19 protein-coding genes are annotated in these 20,597 nt (G+C 71.8%); 11 read left to right on the top strand and 8 right to left on the bottom strand.

Features of this window, described 5'->3' with window-relative positions:
* Nucleotides 1-139: 139 nt before the first annotated feature.
* The 4 genes from ACH0BZ_RS02865 to mptB all read right to left on the bottom strand — a co-directional run bounded on the left by ACH0BZ_RS02865 (nt 140) and on the right by mptB (nt 4,550).
* Nucleotides 140-1,051 (bottom strand): COX15/CtaA family protein, encoded by a 912-nt coding sequence (locus tag ACH0BZ_RS02865; RefSeq protein ID WP_406896778.1) that lies wholly within the window; start codon nt 1,049-1,051, stop codon nt 140-142.
* Nucleotides 1,052-1,203: 152 nt separating this feature from the next.
* Nucleotides 1,204-2,010 carry an ABC transporter permease gene (locus ACH0BZ_RS02860; protein ID WP_406896445.1) on the bottom strand — a complete coding sequence of 269 codons (807 nt, stop codon included), beginning with the start codon at nt 2,008-2,010 and terminating at the stop codon, nt 1,204-1,206.
* The gene (locus ACH0BZ_RS02855) at nt 2,007-2,942 is read right to left on the bottom strand and encodes an ABC transporter ATP-binding protein (RefSeq protein WP_406896444.1); all 936 of its coding nucleotides are present in this window, start codon (nt 2,940-2,942) and stop codon (nt 2,007-2,009) included. Before ACH0BZ_RS02855 ends, ACH0BZ_RS02860 begins: the two co-directional genes overlap by 4 nt.
* A gap of 24 nt (nt 2,943-2,966) precedes the next feature.
* Entirely contained in the window at nt 2,967-4,550 is a 1,584-nt protein-coding gene (gene mptB, locus ACH0BZ_RS02850) for a polyprenol phosphomannose-dependent alpha 1,6 mannosyltransferase MptB (protein ID WP_406896443.1), read from the bottom strand.
* Between the two features lie 164 nt (nt 4,551-4,714).
* Between mptB and ACH0BZ_RS02845 the strand changes: the two genes are divergently transcribed.
* From ACH0BZ_RS02845 to ACH0BZ_RS02810, 8 genes are all read left to right on the top strand, one after another.
* Nucleotides 4,715-5,452, top strand: coding sequence for a helix-turn-helix transcriptional regulator (locus ACH0BZ_RS02845; RefSeq protein WP_406896442.1), 738 nt, complete (start codon nt 4,715-4,717; stop codon nt 5,450-5,452).
* A complete protein-coding gene (sufB, locus tag ACH0BZ_RS02840) occupies nt 5,449-6,906 on the top strand; it encodes a Fe-S cluster assembly protein SufB (protein ID WP_406896441.1) in 1,458 nt (485 codons plus the stop codon). The genes ACH0BZ_RS02845 and sufB overlap by 4 nt, the downstream gene beginning before the upstream one ends.
* Nucleotides 6,907-6,911: 5 nt before the next feature.
* Nucleotides 6,912-8,120 (top strand): Fe-S cluster assembly protein SufD, encoded by a 1,209-nt coding sequence (gene sufD / locus ACH0BZ_RS02835; RefSeq protein ID WP_406896440.1) that lies wholly within the window; start codon nt 6,912-6,914, stop codon nt 8,118-8,120.
* Between the two features lie 56 nt (nt 8,121-8,176).
* The gene (gene sufC, locus ACH0BZ_RS02830; RefSeq protein ID WP_406896439.1) at nt 8,177-8,944 is read left to right on the top strand and encodes a Fe-S cluster assembly ATPase SufC; all 768 of its coding nucleotides are present in this window, start codon (nt 8,177-8,179) and stop codon (nt 8,942-8,944) included.
* 19 nt (nt 8,945-8,963) lie between these two features.
* Nucleotides 8,964-10,223: a cysteine desulfurase gene (locus tag ACH0BZ_RS02825; RefSeq protein WP_406896438.1), complete on the top strand. Its 1,260-nt coding sequence runs from the start codon at nt 8,964-8,966 to the stop codon at nt 10,221-10,223.
* A complete protein-coding gene (gene sufU, locus ACH0BZ_RS02820) occupies nt 10,220-10,672 on the top strand; it encodes a Fe-S cluster assembly sulfur transfer protein SufU (RefSeq protein WP_406896437.1) in 453 nt (150 codons plus the stop codon). The genes ACH0BZ_RS02825 and sufU overlap by 4 nt, the downstream gene beginning before the upstream one ends.
* Before the next feature lie 5 nt (nt 10,673-10,677).
* A complete protein-coding gene (locus ACH0BZ_RS02815; protein WP_406896436.1) occupies nt 10,678-11,148 on the top strand; it encodes a metal-sulfur cluster assembly factor in 471 nt (156 codons plus the stop codon).
* Nucleotides 11,149-11,246: 98 nt separating this feature from the next.
* On the top strand, nt 11,247-12,053 hold the full coding sequence (locus ACH0BZ_RS02810) for a hypothetical protein (RefSeq protein WP_406896435.1): 807 nt from the start codon (nt 11,247-11,249) through the stop codon (nt 12,051-12,053).
* On the opposite strand, the gene ACH0BZ_RS02805 is transcribed toward ACH0BZ_RS02810, so the two are convergent.
* Nucleotides 11,977-13,194, bottom strand: coding sequence for a lycopene cyclase family protein (locus ACH0BZ_RS02805; protein WP_406896433.1), 1,218 nt, complete (start codon nt 13,192-13,194; stop codon nt 11,977-11,979). The genes ACH0BZ_RS02810 and ACH0BZ_RS02805 overlap by 77 nt on opposite strands.
* Before the next feature lie 90 nt (nt 13,195-13,284).
* Here ACH0BZ_RS02805 and ACH0BZ_RS02800 point away from each other — a divergent pair, with 90 nt between their 5' ends.
* The 3 genes from ACH0BZ_RS02800 to ACH0BZ_RS02790 all read left to right on the top strand — a co-directional run bounded on the left by ACH0BZ_RS02800 (nt 13,285) and on the right by ACH0BZ_RS02790 (nt 16,575).
* Complete coding sequence (locus ACH0BZ_RS02800; protein ID WP_406896432.1) at nt 13,285-14,070, top strand: thioesterase family protein; 786 nt, start codon at nt 13,285-13,287, stop codon at nt 14,068-14,070.
* A 130-nt stretch (nt 14,071-14,200) separates the two neighbouring features.
* The gene (locus ACH0BZ_RS02795; RefSeq protein WP_406896777.1) at nt 14,201-15,832 is read left to right on the top strand and encodes an ABC-F family ATP-binding cassette domain-containing protein; all 1,632 of its coding nucleotides are present in this window, start codon (nt 14,201-14,203) and stop codon (nt 15,830-15,832) included.
* A 392-nt stretch (nt 15,833-16,224) separates the two neighbouring features.
* On the top strand, nt 16,225-16,575 hold the full coding sequence (locus tag ACH0BZ_RS02790) for a hypothetical protein (RefSeq protein WP_406896431.1): 351 nt from the start codon (nt 16,225-16,227) through the stop codon (nt 16,573-16,575).
* A gap of 109 nt (nt 16,576-16,684) precedes the next feature.
* Here ACH0BZ_RS02790 and ACH0BZ_RS02785 read toward each other — a convergent pair whose 3' ends face one another.
* From ACH0BZ_RS02785 to ACH0BZ_RS02775, 3 genes are all read right to left on the bottom strand, one after another.
* Complete coding sequence (locus ACH0BZ_RS02785) at nt 16,685-18,220, bottom strand: pyridoxal phosphate-dependent decarboxylase family protein (protein ID WP_406896430.1); 1,536 nt, start codon at nt 18,218-18,220, stop codon at nt 16,685-16,687.
* A complete protein-coding gene (locus ACH0BZ_RS02780) occupies nt 18,217-19,596 on the bottom strand; it encodes an MFS transporter (protein WP_406896429.1) in 1,380 nt (459 codons plus the stop codon). Before ACH0BZ_RS02780 ends, ACH0BZ_RS02785 begins: the two co-directional genes overlap by 4 nt.
* Before the next feature lie 135 nt (nt 19,597-19,731).
* Nucleotides 19,732-20,577, bottom strand: a complete 846-nt coding sequence (locus tag ACH0BZ_RS02775; RefSeq protein ID WP_406896428.1) for an aldo/keto reductase — start codon at nt 20,575-20,577, stop codon at nt 19,732-19,734.
* Nucleotides 20,578-20,597 lie beyond the last annotated feature (20 nt).

Here is a 20,597-nt window from a genome sequence, read left to right as displayed (position 1 = left end):
CCGGGCGGAGACGCGGCGGTGTCGGCCCGGATCCACACGCCTGAGCATCATCCACACACGAGGTTTCCCGTGGGGATGCAGCTGGAGCGTGTGGCTGCCGGGCCGGCCGTGCCGGCCCTCCAGCGCGACCGGCCAGTCCCTACGCCGGAACGCGCTCGCGCAGCACGCCGGCGGCCCAGAGGGCGCCGGTCATCGCGGTGATCGCCCCCGCGAGGGTCACGTGGAGCACCACGAGCAGCCCGGGCACGCCGAGCTGGTACTGGGTCACACCGAGGATCGCCTGCGCCACGATCATCACGATGAGGATCACACCGCGGCGGATCGCCGGGCCCTCGGCGCGCAGCGCGAGCAGACCCAGCACGAGGCCCACGACCAGGCACAGGTAGCCCACGGTGAGCTCGGCGTGGAAGTGGACCAGCCACTGGATGGGCCACTGGAGGCGGTCGGCGGCCTCGACGCGGGCGTCGCCGGCGTGCGGGCCGGCGCCGGTGACCATCGTGCCCAGGGCCAGTACGCCGGCGAGCAGCACGGCGGAGAGCCACGTCAGCCAGGTGAGCGGGCGGGGGATCACGCGGCGGGCCGGGACGTCGTCGCGCTCGCCGATCCGCACGAGCAGCACGGCGGCGAGCCACGCGAGGATCATCGAGGGCAGCAGGTGCAGGGCCACGGTCCACCAGACCAGGCCGGTGAGCACGGTGATGCCACCGATGACGGCCTGCGCGAGGATGCCGGCGGGCATGGCCCAGGCCAGCGCCTTGAGCCCGCGGCGGCGGCCGGCGCGGTAGATCGCTAGTAGCAGCGCCACGGCCGCCGCGGTGAGCACGAACGTCAGCAGCCGGTTACCGAACTCGACGCCCTGGTGCAGGGCCGGCGCGGCGCCGGGGACGGGGACGAAGCTGTCCTCGTTGCAGCGCGGCCAGGTCTCGCAGCCCAGACCCGAGGCGGTGATGCGCACGGTGACGCCGGTCGTCATGATGCCGACCTGCGCGATGAGGTTGGCCACGGCCAGTCCCTTCTGCAGCCGGATCGACGGCAGGGGCAGTCGGGACAGCGGTCCGCCGGCCTCCCGGGACTCGTTTGTGGCCGGGAATCCGGAGGTCGGGGCGGTGGAGGACGCGGTCACGCCCACGATTCTAGGTCTTCGGGCCCGCCGGCCTCGCCCAGGTGAGGGCGGCGGGGGGCCGGTGTGGGGGCGGGGCGGGCTCAGGTAAAGGAGAAGTGCCGCACGGCGAGTGCGCCGCACACGGCGGTCCACGCGAGCAGTACGAGGGCCTGGACGGCGGGGACGCCGCCATCCAGGGCCGCGACGAGGGCGGAGGTGAGGGCGTGGGAGGGGACGACGCCGAGGACGTCGTGCGCCCGTTCGGGCAGCGACGCCACCCCGATCGCCAGACCTGCCCCGCCGATGAGCAGGAACCAGATGAGGTTCGCCAGCGCGAGCACCACCTCGGCTTTGAGCGTGCCGCCGAGGAGCAGGCCCATCGCGGAGAACGCGATCGCGCCGAGGGCGATCATCACCGCCCCCACCACGAGCCCGCCGAGTGTGGGCCGCCAGCCCATGGCGGCGGCGATGACGCCGAGCACCAGCGACTGTCCGGCCACGAGCACCAGGGTGGCGAGGACCTTGCCCACGATGATGACGGCCGGCGGCAGCGGTGTCCCGCCGAGCCTCTTGAGCGCGCCATAGCGGCGGTCGAAACCCACCGCGATGGCCTGGCCGGTGAACGCGGTGCCCATGACGGAGATGGTGAGCACGGCGGTGATCGCGTGCGCGACCCGCGGTTCGGGGACCGCCCCGAGGTCGACCGCGGTGAGGCCGACGAGGACGGCGACGGGGATGACGAGCGCCACGAGCAGCTGCTCGCCGTTGCGCAGGAAGAGGGTGAGCTCCATGCGGGTCTGCGAGGCCACCATGCGCGCGAGCGGCGCGGGCGCGGACGGGGTGGCGAACGTCCCGGGGGCGAAGCGGTTGGCGGCGGGCCGGGCGGGGCCGGCGGCGGAGTCGGTCATCGCAGTTCCCGTCCGGTCAGGTCGAGGAAGACCTCCTCGAGGCTCCTGGTGCGGGTGGCCAGGGAGGTCAACTGGAGCCCGGCGCCCTCGAGCGCCGCGCACAGGGTGGTCATGAGGGCGGGGGAGACGGGCCCGTGGACCTCGAGGATCCCGCCGCCGGCGCCCTGGACGACGGTGTGCCCGTCGTCGACCACCCCGTCGAGCAGAGACGGGTCGACGGTGCCGTCGACGACGAGGGTCACCCCCTCCGTGGTCCCGGCGCGCTGCAGTTCATCGGGCGTGCCGGAGGCGACGCGGCGACCGTGGTCGACGATGACGACCTCGTCGGCCAGCGCGGCGGCCTCGTCCATGAGGTGGGTCGTGAGGACCACGGCGGCGCCGTCGCGGCGCAGGGCGCGGACGAGGTCCCACACGGCGCGGCGCGACTGGGCGTCGAGTCCCGCGGTGGGTTCATCGAGGAACACCAGCTCGGGGCGGCCGACCACCGCGCAGGCGAGCGAGAGCCGCTGCTGCTGACCGCCGGACAGGCGCCGGTAGGGGGTGCGGACGTGGTCGGTGAGCCCGAGCTCCCCGAGCAGCCAGTCCGGGTCGAGGGGGTCGGCGTAGTAGGAGGCCACGAGGCGGAGCATCTCGCCGGCCCGCGCGCCGGGGTAGGCGCCGCCGCCCTGGAGCATCATGCCGATCCGGCTGCGGACCTGCTGCCGCTCGGCGACGGGGTCCAGTCCGAGGACGGCGATCGTGCCGCCGTCGGGGCGGAGGAACCCCTCGCAGATCTCTACCGTGGTGGTCTTGCCGGCGCCGTTGGGGCCGAGTAGCGCCATGACGCGGCCCCGGCCGAGGTGCAGGTCGAGGCCGTCGACGGCGGTGGTGGCACCGAACCGCTTGACGAGCCCCTCGACGTGCAGCGCGGGGGCGTCGGCGTCGGGGGTCACCCGGCCGAGTCTAGGCCGCGGGCCCTACCGGTACCGCAACAGCCCCGGCCAGCGGTAGAAGGCGACGAGCAGCACCAGCGCGATCACGGCCGTCGCCGCCCAGCTCTGCACCGTGACGAAGGTGGGCGGACCGGTCCCCGGAGGCAGCGTGAAGCACGCGAGGACCGCGCTCACCGCCACGACCGGGGCGCGGAAGGTGATCCGGGACGCCCAGGCCGCGAGTGGGACCAGGGCCCAGAGCATGTACCACGGCTGGACCACCGGGAAGCACAGGACGATGACGGCCATGGAGGCCCCGAGCCCGCCGACCGGGTCGATGCTGCCGCGGTGAACGGCGAAGAGCATGCGCAGGGTGAAGGCGGCGGCCACGACGAGCGCGGCGGTCTGGACCATGACGAGGATCTGGGCGGTGTGGTCGCCCAGGCCCAGGTACTGACCGATCCCACCGGAGAGGACACCGAGCGCCGTGGGTGGCGAGAGCCAGCTGCGGATGGAGGTCGCCGCGCCCAGCTTGGTGATCCAGCCGAAGCCGGCGGAGGTGGCGACGACGGCGACGGCGGCGGTCGCGCCCCCGACGGCCACCATGACGCCGGCCGCCTTGCCTATGGCGCGCCATCCGGAGCCCCACCGGCGGGCCAGGGCCATGCCCACAAACCCGAGGGCGACCACCGTCGGCAGCTTGACCAGCGCGGACCCGGTGATCAGGGCGGTGCCCAGGCAGAAGAGCAGGACCGGGCGCCGGACTGCGGTGGGGGCGTCCAGGGCCCGCAGGGCCAGCACCAGTCCCACCGCGAGCAGGCCCATCATGAGCGACTCGGAGTGGATACCGGAGATGAGATGGAACAGGACCAGGGGGTTGGCCACCGCGAGCCAGAGCGCGGCCACGTCGGAGACGCCGCAGTACTCGGCCAGGCGGGGGACGGCCCAGCCCAGCAGGAGGACGCCGAACACAGCGACGGCCCGGTGGAGCACGGTGCCGGCGATCACGTCGTCGCCGGTGAGGGCGTGGATGGCCTTCTGCACGCCGAGGAACAGCGGGCCGTACTGGTTGGGGGTGTCCCGCCAGACGTCGGGGACGTTGATCGCGAGCGGGTGCGTGGCGCCCAGGGCGGAGACCGGGCCGAGGGCGTACGGGTCGTCGAGCGTGTTGGCGATGGCCCCCTGGGCGAGGTAGCTGTAGACGTCCTTGCTGAACATCGGAGGTGCCAGCGCCAGCGGCAGGGCCCAGGAGGCGATGATCCGGTCCAGGGTTACGCGGTCGATGCGCCCGCTGCGTCGGCCGAACGGGGTGCGGCCGAGGGCGTAGGGGGAGAGCAGCAGCCAGCAGAAGGTCACCACGACCATCCCGGCGAGCGTGATCGCCATGGAGGAGTGCTGCAGGCGCAGCCAGATGCCGAAGAGTCGTTCGCCGGCGGTGGGATTCTGTAGGACCGGCAGGGCCCCGGCACCGAGGGCGCCGACGGCCATGGTGACCGAGGCGGTGGTGCCGATGCGGCGGATCCGGCCGACGCGGGCGAGCTCGGCGTCCAGCGGGGTGCCGGTGTCCGGCTCGGCCGCGTGGAGGCGCGCGGTGACCACGCCAGGTGCGTGACGGGGGATGCGTGGCATGCGGCTGACGGCCTCCCTCCGTGGCGGTGTGACCGCCGCAACATCCGGCCCACTGAGCGCGCACCGACGGGGGTGGGAATATTTCCGTCACGCTGGTGTTGCGTAATATCAGGTGGCGCGCCCCGCTCCGGGGCGTACCGAGCATAACCGGAAGGGAGGGACGCATGAGCGTGCAGCACGCTGTGGTCACCGGCACGCGTCCCGACACCCGGTCCGCCGTCCGGGAGCTCCTCCTCGAGCGGGGGGCGCTCACGGCGGGGGAGATCGGGCAGGCCCTGGGCCTCACGGCCGCCGGCGTCCGCCGACACCTCGACCACCTGGTCGAGGCGGGCGAGGTGGAGCCGGTGCGGCGGCGGCCCGCGGCGACCCGCGGGCGTCCGGCCAGGGCGTTCCAGGTCACGGCCGTGGGCCGGAGCACCGCCGAACACGGGTACGACCACCTCGCCGCGGAGGCGCTCACGGCCCTGCGCCGCGTGGGCGGCACCGAGGCGGTGGCCGAGTTCGCCCGCGACCGCGTGCGCTCGGTGATCGGCCACGTGCGCCCCGCCGAGGAGCCCGAGGACGTCGAGCGGGCCGTCCGCGACATCGCGGAGGCGCTCTCGGACGCCGGCTACGCCTCGTCCGTAGAGGGCGCCGGCGGGGGGCTGCAGATCTGCCAGCACCACTGCCCTGTCTGGAACGTGGCGTCGCGTTTCCCCGAACTCTGCGAGGCGGAACAGGAGGTGGTGTCCGAGATCGTGGGCACCCACGTCCAGCGTCTCGCGACCATCGCGGGCGGAAACTGCGCCTGCACCACCAACATCCCCACGGGGACGGTGACCGCGGAAGCGCTCGCGGCCACGATCCCGTCCCAGGCCGACGCGACCGCGTCGGCTCCGACCCCCGAAAGGACAGCGCGATGACCATCACCCCAGATCAGGTGACGGCCGACGTCACCGGGCACGAGCCGACCACCGACGAGGAGCGGATCGCCTCGATCGGCCAGTACAACTACGGCTGGCACGACTCGGACGCCGCCGGCGCCGCCGCCCAGCGCGGTCTCTCCGAGGCCGTGGTGCGCGACATCTCGGCCAAGAAGAACGAGTCCGAGTGGATGCTGAACAAGCGCCTCAAGGCCCTGCAGACCTTCGAGAAGAAGCCGATGCCGGCGTGGGGTTCCGACCTCTCGGGGATCGACTTCGACAACATCAAGTACTTCGTCCGCTCCACGGAGCGGCAGGCCACCAGTTGGGAGGACCTGCCCGAGGACATCAAGAACACCTACGACAAGCTCGGCATCCCGGAGGCGGAGAAGCAGCGCCTCGTGGCCGGCGTCGCCGCCCAGTACGAGTCCGAGGTGGTGTACCACCAGATCCGTGAGGACCTCGAGTCCCAGGGCGTGATCTTTATGGACACCGACACCGCGCTCAAGGAGCACCCCGAGTACTTCGAGGAGTACTTCGGCTCGGTGATCCCGGCGGGCGACAACAAGTTCTCCGCGCTCAACACGGCCGTGTGGTCGGGCGGCTCGTTCATCTACGTCCCGCCGGGCGTGCACGTGGACATCCCGCTGCAGGCCTACTTCCGCATCAACACGGAGAACATGGGCCAGTTCGAGCGGACCCTCATCATCGTGGACGAGGACGCCTACGTGCACTACGTCGAGGGCTGCACGGCGCCGATCTACAAGTCGGACTCGCTGCACTCGGCCGTGGTGGAGATCATCGTCAAGAAGGGCGGCCGCTGCCGCTACACGACCATCCAGAACTGGTCGAACAACGTCTACAACCTGGTCACGAAGCGGGCGCGTGCCGAAGAGGGCGCCACCATGGAGTGGATCGACGGCAACATCGGTTCCAAGGTGACGATGAAGTACCCGGCCGTGTGGCTCACGGGCGAGCACGCCAAGGGCGAGGTCCTCTCCGTGGCGTTCGCCGGCGAGGGCCAGCACCAGGACACCGGCTCCAAGATGCTGCACCTGGCCCCCAACACGTCGTCGAACATCGTCTCCAAGTCGGTGGCGCGCGGCGGCGGTCGTTCGGCGTACCGCGGGCTCATCCAGATCAACCCCGGCGCCAAGGGCTCCAAGTCCAACGTCGAGTGCGACGCGCTGCTCGTGGACAACATCAGCCGGTCGGACACCTACCCCTACATCGACATCCGCGAGGACGACGTGACGCTGGGGCACGAGGCCACGGTCTCCAAGGTGAGCCAGGACCAGCTGTTCTACCTCATGAGCCGCGGGCTGGCGGAGGACGAGGCGATGGCGATGATCGTGCGCGGCTTCGTCGAGCCGATCGCCAAGGAGCTCCCGATGGAGTACGCGCTCGAGCTCAACCGCCTGATCGAACTGCAGATGGAAGGATCGGTGGGCTGACCACCATGACCGACACCACGACCTCCACCACGGGATCCGTCGCCGCGCCGGCGACGGACCGCTACGGCGTGCCCGTCACCGCCACCAAGGGCGACCAGTTCTCCTCCTTCGACGTCGCGGCCTTCGAGGTCCCGAGCCACAAGGACGAGATCTGGCGCTTCACGCCGCTCAAGCGGCTCCGTGGCATCCACGACGGCTCGAACGTCACGGCCACAGGGCGCCTGCTGGTCTCGGTGGCCGAGCGCGACGGACTCACCACCGAGACCGTCCCCACCTCCGACGAGCGAATCGGCAAGGCCGGCGCGCCCCGCGACCGCGTGGCAGCCCAGGCGTTCAGTTCGGTCGAGGAGGCGACGGTGCTCACCGTGGCCAGGGAAACCGAGCTGGACGAGCCGGTGTACGTGACCGTCGACGGTCCCGGTGAGGGCGAGCTGGCCTACGGGCACCTGCAGCTGCGCCTCGAGCCGTTCGCCTCGGCGACGATCGTCATCGACCAGCGCGGCGGCGGCACGATCGCCGAGAACGTCGAGTTCGTGGTGGGTGACTCCGCGAACCTCGAGGTGGTGCTCATCCAGGACTGGGACGACGACGCCCTGCACCTGGCCGGCCACCACCTGCTCGTCGGCCGGGACGCCACTCTGACCTACACCGCCGTCACCTTCGGCGGCGAGGTCGTGCGGATCGCGCCGGTGGCCGGGTTCACCGCCCCGGGCGGCACCGTCACGCTCAACGGGCTGTACTACGCGGACGACGGGCAGCACATCGAGCACCGCCTGCTGGTGGACCACTCGGTGCCGAACTGCACCTCCGAGATCCTCTACAAGGGCGCACTGCAGGGCGACGCCTCGTCGAACCTGCCCGACGCCCACACCGTGTGGATCGGCGACGTGCTCATCCGGGCCGAGGCCGAGGGCACGGACACCTACGAGATGAACCGCAACCTCGTCCTCACCGACGGGGCGCGCGCCGACTCGGTGCCCAACCTGGAGATCGAGACCGGCGAGATCGCCGGCGCCGGTCACGCCAGCGCGGTGGGCCGCTTCGACGAGGAGCACCTGTTCTACCTCATGTCCCGCGGCATCCCGGAGGATGTCGCGCGCCGCCTGGTCGTGCGCGGGTTCTTCGGCGAGGTGATCAACCGCATCGGGGTCCCCGAGGTCCGCGAGCGGATCACCGAGGCCGTCGAGGTAGAACTCCAGTCCTCCGGTATCTGACCGCCGGCTTCCCACCACCCCCCACGCTTCACGAGAAGATTGCGAGCACACTCCCCATGACCACTCTCGAGATCAAGGGCCTCACCGCCCGCGTCGCCGCGACCGAGGACTCCGAGCCGGTCGACATCCTCAAGGGCGTCGACCTCACCATCGAGTCCGGCCAGACCCACGCCATCATGGGCCCCAACGGCTCCGGCAAGTCGACGCTGGCCTACGTGGTGGCCGGCCACCCCAAGTACGAGGTCACCGGCGGCACCGTGACCCTCGACGGCGAGGACGTCCTGTCCATGGAGGTCGACGAGCGCGCCCGGGCCGGCCTGTTCCTGGCCATGCAGTACCCCACGGAGATCCCCGGCGTGTCCACCGCCAACTTCCTGCGCACCGCCGCCACCGCCGTGCGCGGCGAGGCGCCCAAGCTGCGCCACTGGGTCAAGGAGGTCAAGGAGGCCATGTCCGACCTCGACTTCGACCCCGCCTTCTCCGAGCGCAGCGTCAACGAGGGTTTCTCCGGTGGCGAGAAGAAGCGCCACGAGATCCTCCAGCTGGACCTGCTCAAGCCCAAGATCGCGGTGCTCGACGAGACCGACTCGGGCCTGGACGTGGACGCGTTGCGCGTGGTGTCCGAGGGCGTCAACCGTTACCGCGAGGAGGAGAACGGCGGCATCCTCCTCATCACCCACTACACCCGTATTCTGCGGTACATCAAGCCCGACACCGTCCACGTCTTTGTGGACGGCCGGATCGCCGAGTCCGGCGGCCCGGAGCTGGCCGACGAACTCGAGGCGAACGGGTACGAGAAGTACCTGACGCCCGCCACCGCCTGATCGGAACAGCTGGGAGAACATGACCTCGACTCTCGACCTGACAGCAGTCCGCGCGGATTTCCCGATCCTGTCGCGGACGGTCCGTGACGGAAAGCCCCTGGTCTACCTGGATTCGGGGGCGACCTCGCAGCGCCCCGTGCAGGTGCTCGACGCGGAGCGGGACTTCCTCCTGCACTCCAACGCGGCCGTGCACCGTGGCGCGCACCAGCTCGCCGAGGAGGCCACCGACGCCTACGAGGGGGCGCGTGCCGACATCGCGCGGTTCGTGGGCGCCGGGGTCGACGAGCTGGTCTTTACCAAGAACGCCACCGAGGCGCTCAACCTCGTGGCCTTCGCGTGCGGGGACGAGCGGTTCGGGGCGTACGCGTTGGGCCCGGGCGACGAGGTCGTGGTCTCGGAGATCGAGCACCACGCCAACCTCGTCCCGTGGCAAGAGCTGTGCCGACGTACCGGCGCGACCCTGCGCTGGTACTCCGTGACCGACGACGGGCGCATCGACCTCGACTCTCTCGAGCTCACCGACGCCGTCAAGGTCGTCGCCGTCACACACCAGTCCAACGTGACGGGCGCGGTCACCGACGTGTCCCGCGTGGTCGAGGCCGCGAAGAAGGTCGGCGCGCTGGTCGTGCTGGACGCCTGCCAGTCGGTGCCGCACATGGCCGTGGACTTCCACGCCCTCGGCGTGGACTTCGCGGCGTTCTCCGGCCACAAGATGCTCGGCCCCACCGGCATCGGCGTTCTCTACGGGCGTCGCGAGCTGCTGCGGGCCATGCCCCCGGTACTCACGGGCGGGTCCATGATCGCGACCGTGACCATGGAGGGCTCGACGTACGCCGATCCGCCGCAGCGGTTCGAGGCCGGCGTGCCCATGGTCTCGCAGGCGGTCGGCCTGGCCGCGGCCGTGCGCTATCTCGAGGGCGTGGGAATGGACGCGATCGCCCGCCACGAGGAGGCGCTCACCGCGGCCACGCTCGAGGCGCTCGACGGCATCCCCGGCATCCGGGTGGTCGGGCCGACGGACATGGCCTCCCGCGGCGGAGCCGTGTCGTTCGTCGTCGACGGCATCCACGCCCACGACGTGAGCCAGGTCCTGGACGACGACGGCGTGGCCGTGCGCGTGGGGCACCACTGCGCGTGGCCGCTGCACCGCCGGCTCGGCGTGCAGTCCACCGTGCGGGCCTCGTTCGCGTTGTACAACACCCTCGACGAGGTCGAGGTGCTCGCCCGGTCGCTGCGACGGGCGCAGGAGTTCTTCGGAAGCGGAGGTGTCGCACTGTGAAGCTGGAGCAGATGTACCAGGAGGTCATCCTGGACCACTATCGGCACCCGCACCACAACGGCCTGCGGGAGCCCTTCGGCGCCGAGGTGCACCACGTCAACCCGACCTGCGGCGACGAACTGACCCTCCGGTTGCGCCTGTCCGAAGATCTGACCACCGTGGAGGATGTGTCCTACGACGCCCAGGGCTGCTCGATCAGCCAGGCGTCGACCTCGATGATGGCGGACCTCATCGTGGGCCGCCCGGTGGCCGACGCGCTGCAGGCCTACGAGGCGTTCCACGCGATGATCTCGTCCCGCGGCCAGGACGAGGGCGACGAGGAGATCCTCGACGACGCCGTGGCGCTCGCCGGTGTCTCCCGCTACCCTGCCCGCGTCAAGTGCGCCCTACTCGGGTGGATGGCCTTCAAGGACGCCCTCGGCCGGCAGACCGATCACACCCAGGAGTGAGTGACATGACCGAGCAGACGAGCCCCTCGAACGACCCCGCCGTCAACGACCCCATGTCGGCGGAGGAGAACCCGACCCCGCCCGGCACCGCCTACAACGGCGAATTCCGCCCGGACCCCAACCGCCCCGAGCAGTCTGAGGACGACCTCGCGCTGGTGGCCGACATCGAGGAGGCCATGCGCGACGTGGTGGACCCCGAACTCGGCATCAACGTGGTGGACCTGGGCCTGGTCTACGACATCTGGGTGCGGCCCGGCGAGACCGAGGGCTCCACGATCGCCCGCGTCGACATGACGCTGACGTCCGCGGCCTGCCCGCTCACCGACGTGATCGAGGACCAGGCCCGCAGCGCCGTGGTGGGCTCCGACCTGGCCAACGAGCTCGAGCTCAACTGGGTCTGGATGCCGCCGTGGGGTCCGGGGATGATCTCCGACGACGGCCGCGAGCAGCTGCGCGCCATCGGCTTCACCGTCTGAGCCGCCGCGCCGGGCCCCCCGAGACGCCGCCCCCCGGAACCCCCTCCGGCGGGCGGCGTTCGATATTAGGGTGAGCTCATCTGGCGAGAGGGGCGGACATGCCACACGGATTCGACCCGCTGCGTCGGCGCTTACTCGCGGGGCTGGCCGCGGCACCTGTCCTCGCGTCGGTGACCTCGGCGTGCGGCCGACGCGGGCAGCCGGAGCGCTTCTTCGAGGACGAGGGCGTGGTCGAACTCATCGCCGCCGCCGAGAAGGGTGACGGCGCCCGCGCGGCGCAGCTCGTGGCGGACGGCGTCGACCCCAACGCGCTCGGTAACGACGAGGATCCGCGCCGCGTCGCCCTGACCCCGTTGCACTACAGCGTGGAGTTCTCCCCGCTGCGGGCGATCGGGGTCCTGCTCGACGTGGGGGCCGACCCGTTGCGCCCGCACGCACCGGACGGGGGACCGAAGGCGGGCGAGAACGTCCCGCACTACGCGGCGCGGCGCGACCTCGCTGAACCGCTCCGCGAACTCGTGTCCCTCCGCCCGTCGGTGGTCGAGGCCCCCGCGAGGACGGGCGGCAATCTGCTGCACTCGGTGGCCGGATCGATCAACCTGGACCGGTCCGACGCCGACGACAGTCTGCTGAGGCAGGCGATCGACGCCGGGGCGGACCTCGACTCCCGGCAGACAGTTTCCGGGTGGACGCCGTTGTTCTCCGCCGCCGCCGTGCACAACTGGCGCGCGTGCCTGGTCCTCATCCGCGCGGGCGCCGACGCCGGGCTTCGCGACGCGCAGGGCAACCGGTGGTTGGGGATGATCATGAAACATGACGACTCCATGCTCACCGCCGAGTTCCGCGACGGCCGACGCGAGGTCGTGCGTGAGCTCGAGGCCCGCGGTTTTCCGACGGAGTACTGACCGCGGAACGACCGAGGCCCGCCCCCCGCGGAAGGGCGTGGGAACCGACCGCGCGGATCATCCCCGCCTTGCCGCGCGTCGGCATCCGCGCCCACATGCCCCACATCGCGGCCGCCACCTGGTAGGAGGGGCTCGAGCCGTCGAGGAACCACAGCTGGCGTCGGGAGTCGATGCGCCCGAACGCGTCGAAGAGCCGGCGCAGGGTCCGCTCGTCCGCGTGCAGGAGCGCACCCAGTCCCAGTTCTTGTAGAGCGGTGGCCCGGGGCGATCGGGGTGCGGGCAGCGGATATCCCGTCACCACGGCGTGGACGGCCGCCGGCACCGCCTCGAGCATCGATGCCACCGAGTAGCCGGTCGCGGCATGCCCGTGCCCGCCCGCGGTGCCGAACGCCTCGATCAGCGTGTCGGGGTGCGGCGGCGGGGGCAGCAGCGGGATGCGGACCTCCTCGACGGACAGCGGCGCGTCGATCACCTCCTCGGCGACGCCCCGGCGCAGCAGCCGCGACCGCAGGCGGCGGGCCAGGACGGCCGGGGCCGGGGCCGGATCGCCTGCCAGACACGTCTCCTCGAGGAGGACGCGCGTCGGGCCCACCGGGATCGCGTACAGGAAGGTGGGGCCGAGCTCGTCGTCGTCATGATCGGAGCGCCAGTCCATGAACAGCGCGGGGTCCCCGCCGAGGGCGGGCGCGGCGTCGGCGGCGGGCAGGACAATCCCGTACGCGGTCTGCATAGGGATCCCGGGGCCCGGCCGGGCGCCGCGGCAGTCCACGACGCGGTGGGCGCGGCGGGTGAGGGCCCGTAGGCCGGCGTCGTCGATCCGGGACCGCTCGATCGTGACTCCCGCGCCGAGGGGGAACGCCTCGCGCAGGCGCGCGGTGTCGAGGACCGCGTACTCCATGCCGATCACGTGGCGCTCGGACCGGTGGGTCGTGGGGCTGTGCAGCGTGGGCCCGGCCACCGTGTGCGCGAGCACGTCGCGGCCGAGCCACGGCGGGAGCTGCTCGGTCCACAGGGAGAGGGTCTGGCGCCACTGGGCGTCGGGGTCGGGATCGACGGCGAGGACGCGCAGGCCCTCCGCGGCGCAGCGCGAGGCGAGCGCGCGGCCGGCCGGCCCGAGGCCGACGACAGCGACGTCGGCCATCGCACTCCCCGTAGCATTCATCACCGGTAAGGGTACGCAGCACACCGGGACGCCAGAGCTCCGCGGTGCCGACCAGGAGGAGGGCCGCGGATGACCGCCGTGTCGTTCTACACACCGCTCGACGAGTCGCGGTTCGAGTCGAGCCCGCTCACCGCCGGGCCGTGGGGCCCGGACTCGCAGCATGCGGGCCCGCCGAGCGCGCTGCTCGTGCGGGCGATGGAGCGGCATTCCCCGGCGCCCGACTCGCGGCTCGCGCGGGTCGTTGTGGACGTGCTCGGCCCGGTGCCGGTGGCTCCGCTGGAGGTGGACGTGCGGGTGATCCGGCCCGGGCGCAGCGTGGAGCTGCTCGAGGCGACCGCCTCCGTCGAGGGCCGGGCCGCGCTGGTCGCGCGCGGTTGGCGGATGCGCGTGACGCCGGGGGACTTCTCGGTGGTGGGCGAGCAGCTCGGACCCGACCCGGCGCTGCGACCGCCCCACCGCGGGGATCTTCTGCCGGGCGCGCACGCGGACGGTTACCTCTCGGTGGTGGACTTCCACTTCGTCTCCGGCTCCGGTGAGGGGCTCGGCCCCGCCTCGGCGTGGGGGCGCAGCCGCGCCGATCTCGTGGCCGGGGAGACCATGACGGGCTGGCAGCACCTGATGGCGGTGGTGGACTCGGCGAGCGGGATTTCCATGGCCACACATCCACTCGAGCACCCGGCCATCAACTGCGATCTGGTGGTGTCGTTGTTCCGCGATCCGGAGCCGGACTGGGTGTACCTGGATGCCGAGACGGTGGGCGGGCCGGGCGGCGGCGTGCTCACCGACACGAAGCTCTTCGACGCCCGCGGGCGGCTGGGCCGGTGCATGCAGAACCTCTACGGTCGCGGGGTCTAAAGCGGGCGGCTGAGGCGCAGGTCACCGGAGTCGTCCCGGTGCGGTGTGCGCCGGTAGAGTGGCAGGTCGGCCCGCTTCCGGGCGACTCCACCGCTTGACCCCCACCGTCCGAGACGAGGTACCCGCGCACGTGATCACCATCGACGACCTGGAGGTGCGCGCCGGCGTGCGCACCCTGCTCCACATGGACGGGTCCTCGCTGCGGGTCCAGCCGGGCGACCGGATCGGCCTGGTCGGCCGCAACGGGGCGGGTAAGACGACGACGATGAGGATCCTCGCCGGTGAGGGTGAGCCGTACGCCGGGAAGGTCAGCCGGAGCGGCGAAATCGGATACCTTCCGCAGGACCCGCGTGAGGGCAACATGGACCAGCTGGCGCGGTCGCGGGTGCTCTCGGCCCGGGGGCTGGACGTGCTCATGGCGCAGATGGCCGAGGCGCAGGAGCTCATGGCCGAGGCCGAGGACGACGCGGTGCGCGACAAGGCCGTGCGCCGCTACGGGCGTCTCGAGGACGAGTTCTCCGCCAAGGGCGGCTACGAGGCCGAGTCCGAGGCGGCGCGGATCTGCCACTCGCTGGGGCTGGAGGACCGGATCCTCACGCAGAACCTCGGCACACTCTCGGGCGGTCAGCGCCGTCGGGTGGAACTGGCACGCATCCTGTTCGCCGCCTCCGACGGCGCCGGCAAGTCACAGACGATGCTGCTCCTCGACGAGCCGACCAACCACCTCGACGCCGACTCCATCACCTGGCTGCGCCAGTTCCTGGAGAAGCACGAGGGCGGGCTGGTGATCATCTCCCACGATGTGGAGCTGCTCGACGCCGTGGTGAACAAGGTGTGGTTCCTCGACGCGGTGCGCGGGGAGATCGACGCCTACAACATGGGCTGGAAGAAGTACCTCGACGCCCGTGCCACCGACGAGGCGCGGCGCCGCCGCGAGCGGGCGAACGCCGAGAAGAAGGCCTCCGCGCTCAAGCAGCAGGCCGCCAAGCTCGGCGCCAAGGCCACCAAGGCCGCCGCCGCCAAGCAGATGGTGCGGCGTGCCGAGGCGATGATGAACGAGCTCGACGAGGTGCGCGTGGCCGACAAGGTGGCGCACATCAAGTTCCCCACGCCGGCCGCGTGTGGCAAGACGCCGCTGTTCGCCAAGGGCCTGACCAAGATGTACGGCTCGCTCGAGGTGTTCGCCGGGGTGGATCTGGCGATCGACAAGGGCTCCCGCGTGGTGGTGCTGGGCTACAACGGCGCCGGAAAGACCACCTTGCTCAAGCTGTTGGCCGGGGTGGAGCGCACCGACGGCGAGGGCGGCGTGGTCACCGGCCACGGACTGAAAATCGGCTACTTCGCCCAGGAGCACGACACCCTGGACATGGACGCGACCGTGTGGGAGAACATCCGCCACGCCGCGCCGGACGCGGGGGAGCAGGACCTGCGCGGCCTGTTGGGCGCCTTCATGTTCTCAGGACCGCAGCTCGAGCAGCCCACCGGCACGCTGTCCGGCGGTGAGCGCACGCGTCTCGCGCTGGCGGGGCTGGTGTCGTCGGCGGCCAACGTGCTGCTGCTGGACGAGCCCACCAACAACCTCGACCCGATCTCACGCGAGCAGGTGCTCGACGCCCTGCGCACCTACGAAGGCGCGGTCGTGCTGGTCACCCACGATCCGGGCGCAGTCGAGGCCCTGGAGCCGGAGCGGGTCATCATCCTGCCCGACGGGGTCGAGGACCTCTGGTCGCAGGACTACATGGAGATCGTCGAGCTGGCGTGAGTGGGCGGACGCGCCCGCGCGACCCCGAGTACGCGCACGCAACACAAGTGACATCTGAAGTGTGAATCACATTTACCGCGCCAAGTAGTGGGCAGGATTTCGGCTTCGGGAAGGGTGGGGGTCGTCGGGTCGGCTCAGCCCGAGTGCAACTCAGCGGAGCGGTTCCAGGGATCACGGCACCCAGCTGACCTCCGGACCCAACTGAAGGCAGCGTTATCGGTACTGGCTCCGCGGTCGTTCAGGTCATCCCGTGGAACGGGTGCGGTCGTCAAGTGCGTCTGGCGGTTGCCGCGCAGCTGCTCGCTGACGGGCGCGAAATCGCTCGAAGGCCAGGGAAGATAGCGACACCCCGTAGCCAACCCGGGCCCGGAGCATCTGCGAGAATCGACGCCATGGACATCGCCATCAAGCTCGTTCTGATCCTGCACTTCATCGGCCTCGCCGGCGTCATCGGCGGCTGGCTCGCCACCATCAAGTCCCCGCACATGACCAAGGGCGTCCTGCACGGCGCCATCCTCGCCCTGGTCGCCGGCCTCGTGCTGGTTGCCCTGCGTGAGATGCAGGACGAGGTCGAGCTCAACCACATGAAGATCGGCATCAAACTGCTGGTCGCGATCGTCATCCTCGTGGTGGCGATCATCGGTGTTCGCAAGGAGGCCAGGGCCCAGGGCAGCACCGCCGCCCTGGCGCACACCGCCGGCATCCTGGGGATCGTCAACGTGGCGATCGCCGTGCTCGTCTGACGAGCGCATACGTCCGACACGTCGCGTTTGTCCGACACCCCGGGCGCAGCCGAACCGCCCCTCCGCCGACACCGGCGGAGGGGCGGTTTGCATAAGCCCGGCCCCGCGGTTACTCCATGACCGCGGCCAGGTAGGCCCGCACCAGCCGGGCGCCCACCTCGGCAGGCAGGCGCTCGATCGCGGCGAGAAGCCCCGCCATCCCGGGCTCCGAGTCGCCGGAGACCACCGCGGAGACCAGGGCGTGGACGTCGTCCTCCGGCAGCGCCAGCAGGTCGGCGGGGGAGAGGGCGCCGGACTCGAGCGCACCCAGCACGTCCGCGAACTCCGCCGGCGCCTCGGGCGCGGGCCGGCCCCGCACCTCGTCGGCCGCCTCGCCGGCCACGGCGAGGATCTCCTCGACCAGCCGTTCGGTGACCGGCGTGATGGTCAGGTGCGCCGACGACGGCACGGCACCGCGCTCCTGCCGGTAGGCGGGCTGGCACTGCACCGCGATCCCGCGGGGCCCGCAGGCGTCCGCCCACAGGTGCGGGTGCACGCGGCGGTCGTCGGGCGCGGACTCGTCGGCCACCACGGCCAGCAGCGGCCCCGGGTCCCGGTCGAGCAGCCGCAGCCCCTCCAGCGCCTCGATCCCCATGGCGAGCCGGTCGGTGGCGCGGGCGGTGCGGGCGACGAGCTCGCGCTGGCCGTCGTCGCCCAGAGCCTCGAGCACCGCCCACGCCGCGGCCGCCGGCTCCAGCGGCTTGGACCCCAGCAGCGTGGGGTTGACCACCGGGTACCCCGGCCAGTCCACGGTCGCGAACCACGCCGCGCGGTGCCGTGCCCGGCCGCGGCTGAGCAGCACCGACGACCCCTTGGGGGCGAAGCCGTACTTGTGCAGGTCCGCCGAGACGCTCGTCACCCGCGGCAGCCGCAGGTCCCAGGGCTCCAGGGCCGGACCGCCGGGGCCGTCCGGCCAGAACGGCAGCACCAGCCCGCCCAGGCATGCGTCCACGTGCAGGCCCACGTGGTCGGCTCCCCGAGCCTCGAGCCCGGCGGCCACCTCCTCAACCGGGTCCACCACGCCGGTCGGGTACGCCGGCGCCGAGCACACCACCAGCACGGTGTCGTGGTCCACGGCCGCGAGCAGCTCCTGCGCCGAGACCCGCGCGGTCGCCGGGTCCACCTCGACGCCCACAAACCGAAGTCCGAGCAGGTGGGCGGCCTTGCGGAACGCCGCGTGCACCGTCACCGGCGCCACGATCGTCCCGCCCTCCCCGGGCAAGCGGCCGGCGACCTCGCGCGCGGCCAGGCAGGCCAGGACGCAACTCTCGGTCCCGCCGGAGGTGACGGAACCGAACACCTCGTCGTCACCACCCAGGATCTCCCGCGCGCGCCGCACGATCCCGCCGTGCACGTCCGCCACCGACCCGAACACCGTGGGGTCCAGGCCGTTGACGCCGTGCGCCAACGCGGCGGCGCGGATCGCGATGTCGTCCAGTCCCTCGACCCCCGAGTCGTAGACGTAGGACAGCACCCGGCCGCCGGTCGTCGGCGGGTCGGAAGCGCGCAGTTCGGCCAGCCGGGCCAGTGCCGTCTCGCCGCGGTCGCCCACGCGGGCGGGCAGGGAATCGGCACGAGGATCGGGGGTCACGAGGTCGGGATTCACGCGGTAGCTCCCGTCGTCGGGGCGGTCCAGCGCGGGTACTCGCGCCCGAGGGCGCGGACCACCGGCAGGCTCAGGGCTGTGAGCAGTGCGGGGACCAGGGAGAAGCCCAGGACGATGGCCCACCGGGCCGTGTCGGACTGCTCGGCCACACCCCCGGACTCGAAGCCCCCGACGGCGAGGAGCGCCAACACCACCACCGGGCCGAGCGCCATGGAGCCCGTCTCCGAGGCCGTCCACAGCCCGCTCATCGCACCACTGCGCCGGCGGCCGCCGAGCTCGCGGTCCAGGTCCGTGGCGTCGGGAAGCATCGACATCGGTAGAGCCTGCATACCCGCGTACGCCACGCCCGCCATCGCGACCGGCAGGTGGACCCACGCGCCGGGCATCCAGCCGACCAAAACGAGTAGCAGGCCGGCCACCGTGAACAGAAGCGTAGCCACCGTGAGAGCCTGCACCTTGCCACGCTTGTGCGAGAGGTTCGTCCACCACGGCATCACGATGAGCGCCGGGGCGATCAGCGCGAGGAACAGTCCGGTGAGCGCCGTCTCGTCGCCCAGCACGTACGTGGCCACGTACTGGCCGCCCGCGAGCATCACCGCCGTGGCCACCGCCTGCAGGCAGGACACCAGCACCAGCAGCCGGAACGGGCGGGTCGTGCGCATCGCGTCGAAGCCCTCCCGGTACCCGTGCGCCAGCCCACCCGACGGTTCGTCGGCCCGCAGCACCGTGCGCCGGCCCGCTCCGAACGTGGCCCAGAGCATGCCGAGGAGCATCACCACCGCGACCGCCGCCGCCATGAGGACGTACCCGGTCGGCCCGCCGCCCGCGGTGTCTCGGACCGCCGGCCCGCCGCCCCCCACGAGCAGGATGGTTCCCGCGAGGACCGCCACGCGCCAGGCGAGGATCGTCACCCGATGCCCCGAATCGTCCGTCAGCTCCGCCGGCAGCGCGAGATACGGCACCTGGAAGCACGAGTAGGCCAGCGAAGCCAGCAGGAAGAAACCCATCACCCACAGCCCGGCCGCGCCCGTGCTCCACCCCGTGGGCGCCGCGAACGTGGCCACGAACAGCAGCGGCAGGGCGAGCGCGCCGCCCAGCATGAGGCCCGTCCGCCGGCCCGAGCGGTGCGAAGCCCGGTCCGACAGCGCACCGATCAGCGGATAGGCCAGCACGTCGATCAGCTTGGGAACCAACACGAGCACCGTGGCCAGTGCCGCGGCCACCCCGATCGAGTCAGTGAGGTAGTAGGCCAGCACCAGGCCGGGCAGGGTGCCGAACGCGCCGGTGCCGAGGCTGCCGGCCGCGTACGAGGCGAGCAGCGAACCGGAGGGGGCGGCGCCCGCGGCCTCGGGGACGTCGGGGCGGGTCGAGGTCATGGCCTCGACACTAGGGCCGCGCGGGAGAGCGCACGCGGGTAACAGCGATGATCCCCTCCGACAGCGGCGATGCACGCTGTCGGAGAGCGATGGCGCTGTTGGAGGGGTGGGGAGGCGCGCCGGGGGGCGGGGGAGTCAGCCGCGCCAGTCGAAGGTGTCGGGGTCCGGCCCCGACCGCGTGCCGTCGTGCAGCGCCGAGACCGACGCCATCTGCTCGTCGGTCAGCTCGAAATCGAACACGTCGAGGTTCTCCCGCATCCGCTCCGGGCTCGAGGACTTGGGGAACACGATGTCGCCCCGCTGCAGCACCCAACGCAACACCACCTGCGACACCGTGCGACCCACCTGCTCCGCCAGCGCCTCCAGCTGCGAATCACCGAACACCCGACCCTGCGCCAGCGGGCTCCACGCCTCCACCGCGATCCCGCGCTCGGCGCACTCCGCGCGCACCTCGTCGTTGACGAAGTACGGATTGGACTCGACCTGATCCACCACCGGCACGCTCAGTCCCGCCTCCGCCAGCCGCGACAGGTGGGCCGGCTGGAAGTTGGAGACGCCGATCGACCGCACCGGGTAGTCGGCCCTGATCTCCTCCATGACCTCCCACACCCGCGCCACGTCCGCGTGCATGGCCAGCGGCCAGTGCACCAGGTAGAGGTCGATGTGGCCGCAGTCGAGCGACTCCAGCGAACGCTCGGTGGCCTCCCGCGCGGCCGCGCGCTCGTGGAACTCGTTGCTCAACTTCGTCGTCACATAGAGCTCGTCCCGGGCCACACCTGCCGCGGCGACGGCTCGGCCCACGCCCTCCTCGTTGCCGTACATCTGTGCGGTGTCGAGGTGACGGTAGCCGGCGGCCAACGCGTCGGAAACCACGCGCTCGGCGTCGGCGGGCGGCACCTGGAAGGTGCCGAACCCGAGCTGGGGGATCGAGGTGCCGTCGCTCAGCGCGACGTGGGGGATCTGCGGTGCGCTACTGGTCATGCGCCCTACAGTACGCCCGC

It is taken from the genome of Dietzia sp. 179-F 9C3 NHS, from assembly GCF_045369825.1.
Classification (GTDB): domain Bacteria; phylum Actinomycetota; class Actinomycetes; order Mycobacteriales; family Mycobacteriaceae; genus Dietzia.
Note: the sequence above shows the minus strand (reverse complement) of the source record. Positions and strands in the feature narration are given on the sequence as shown.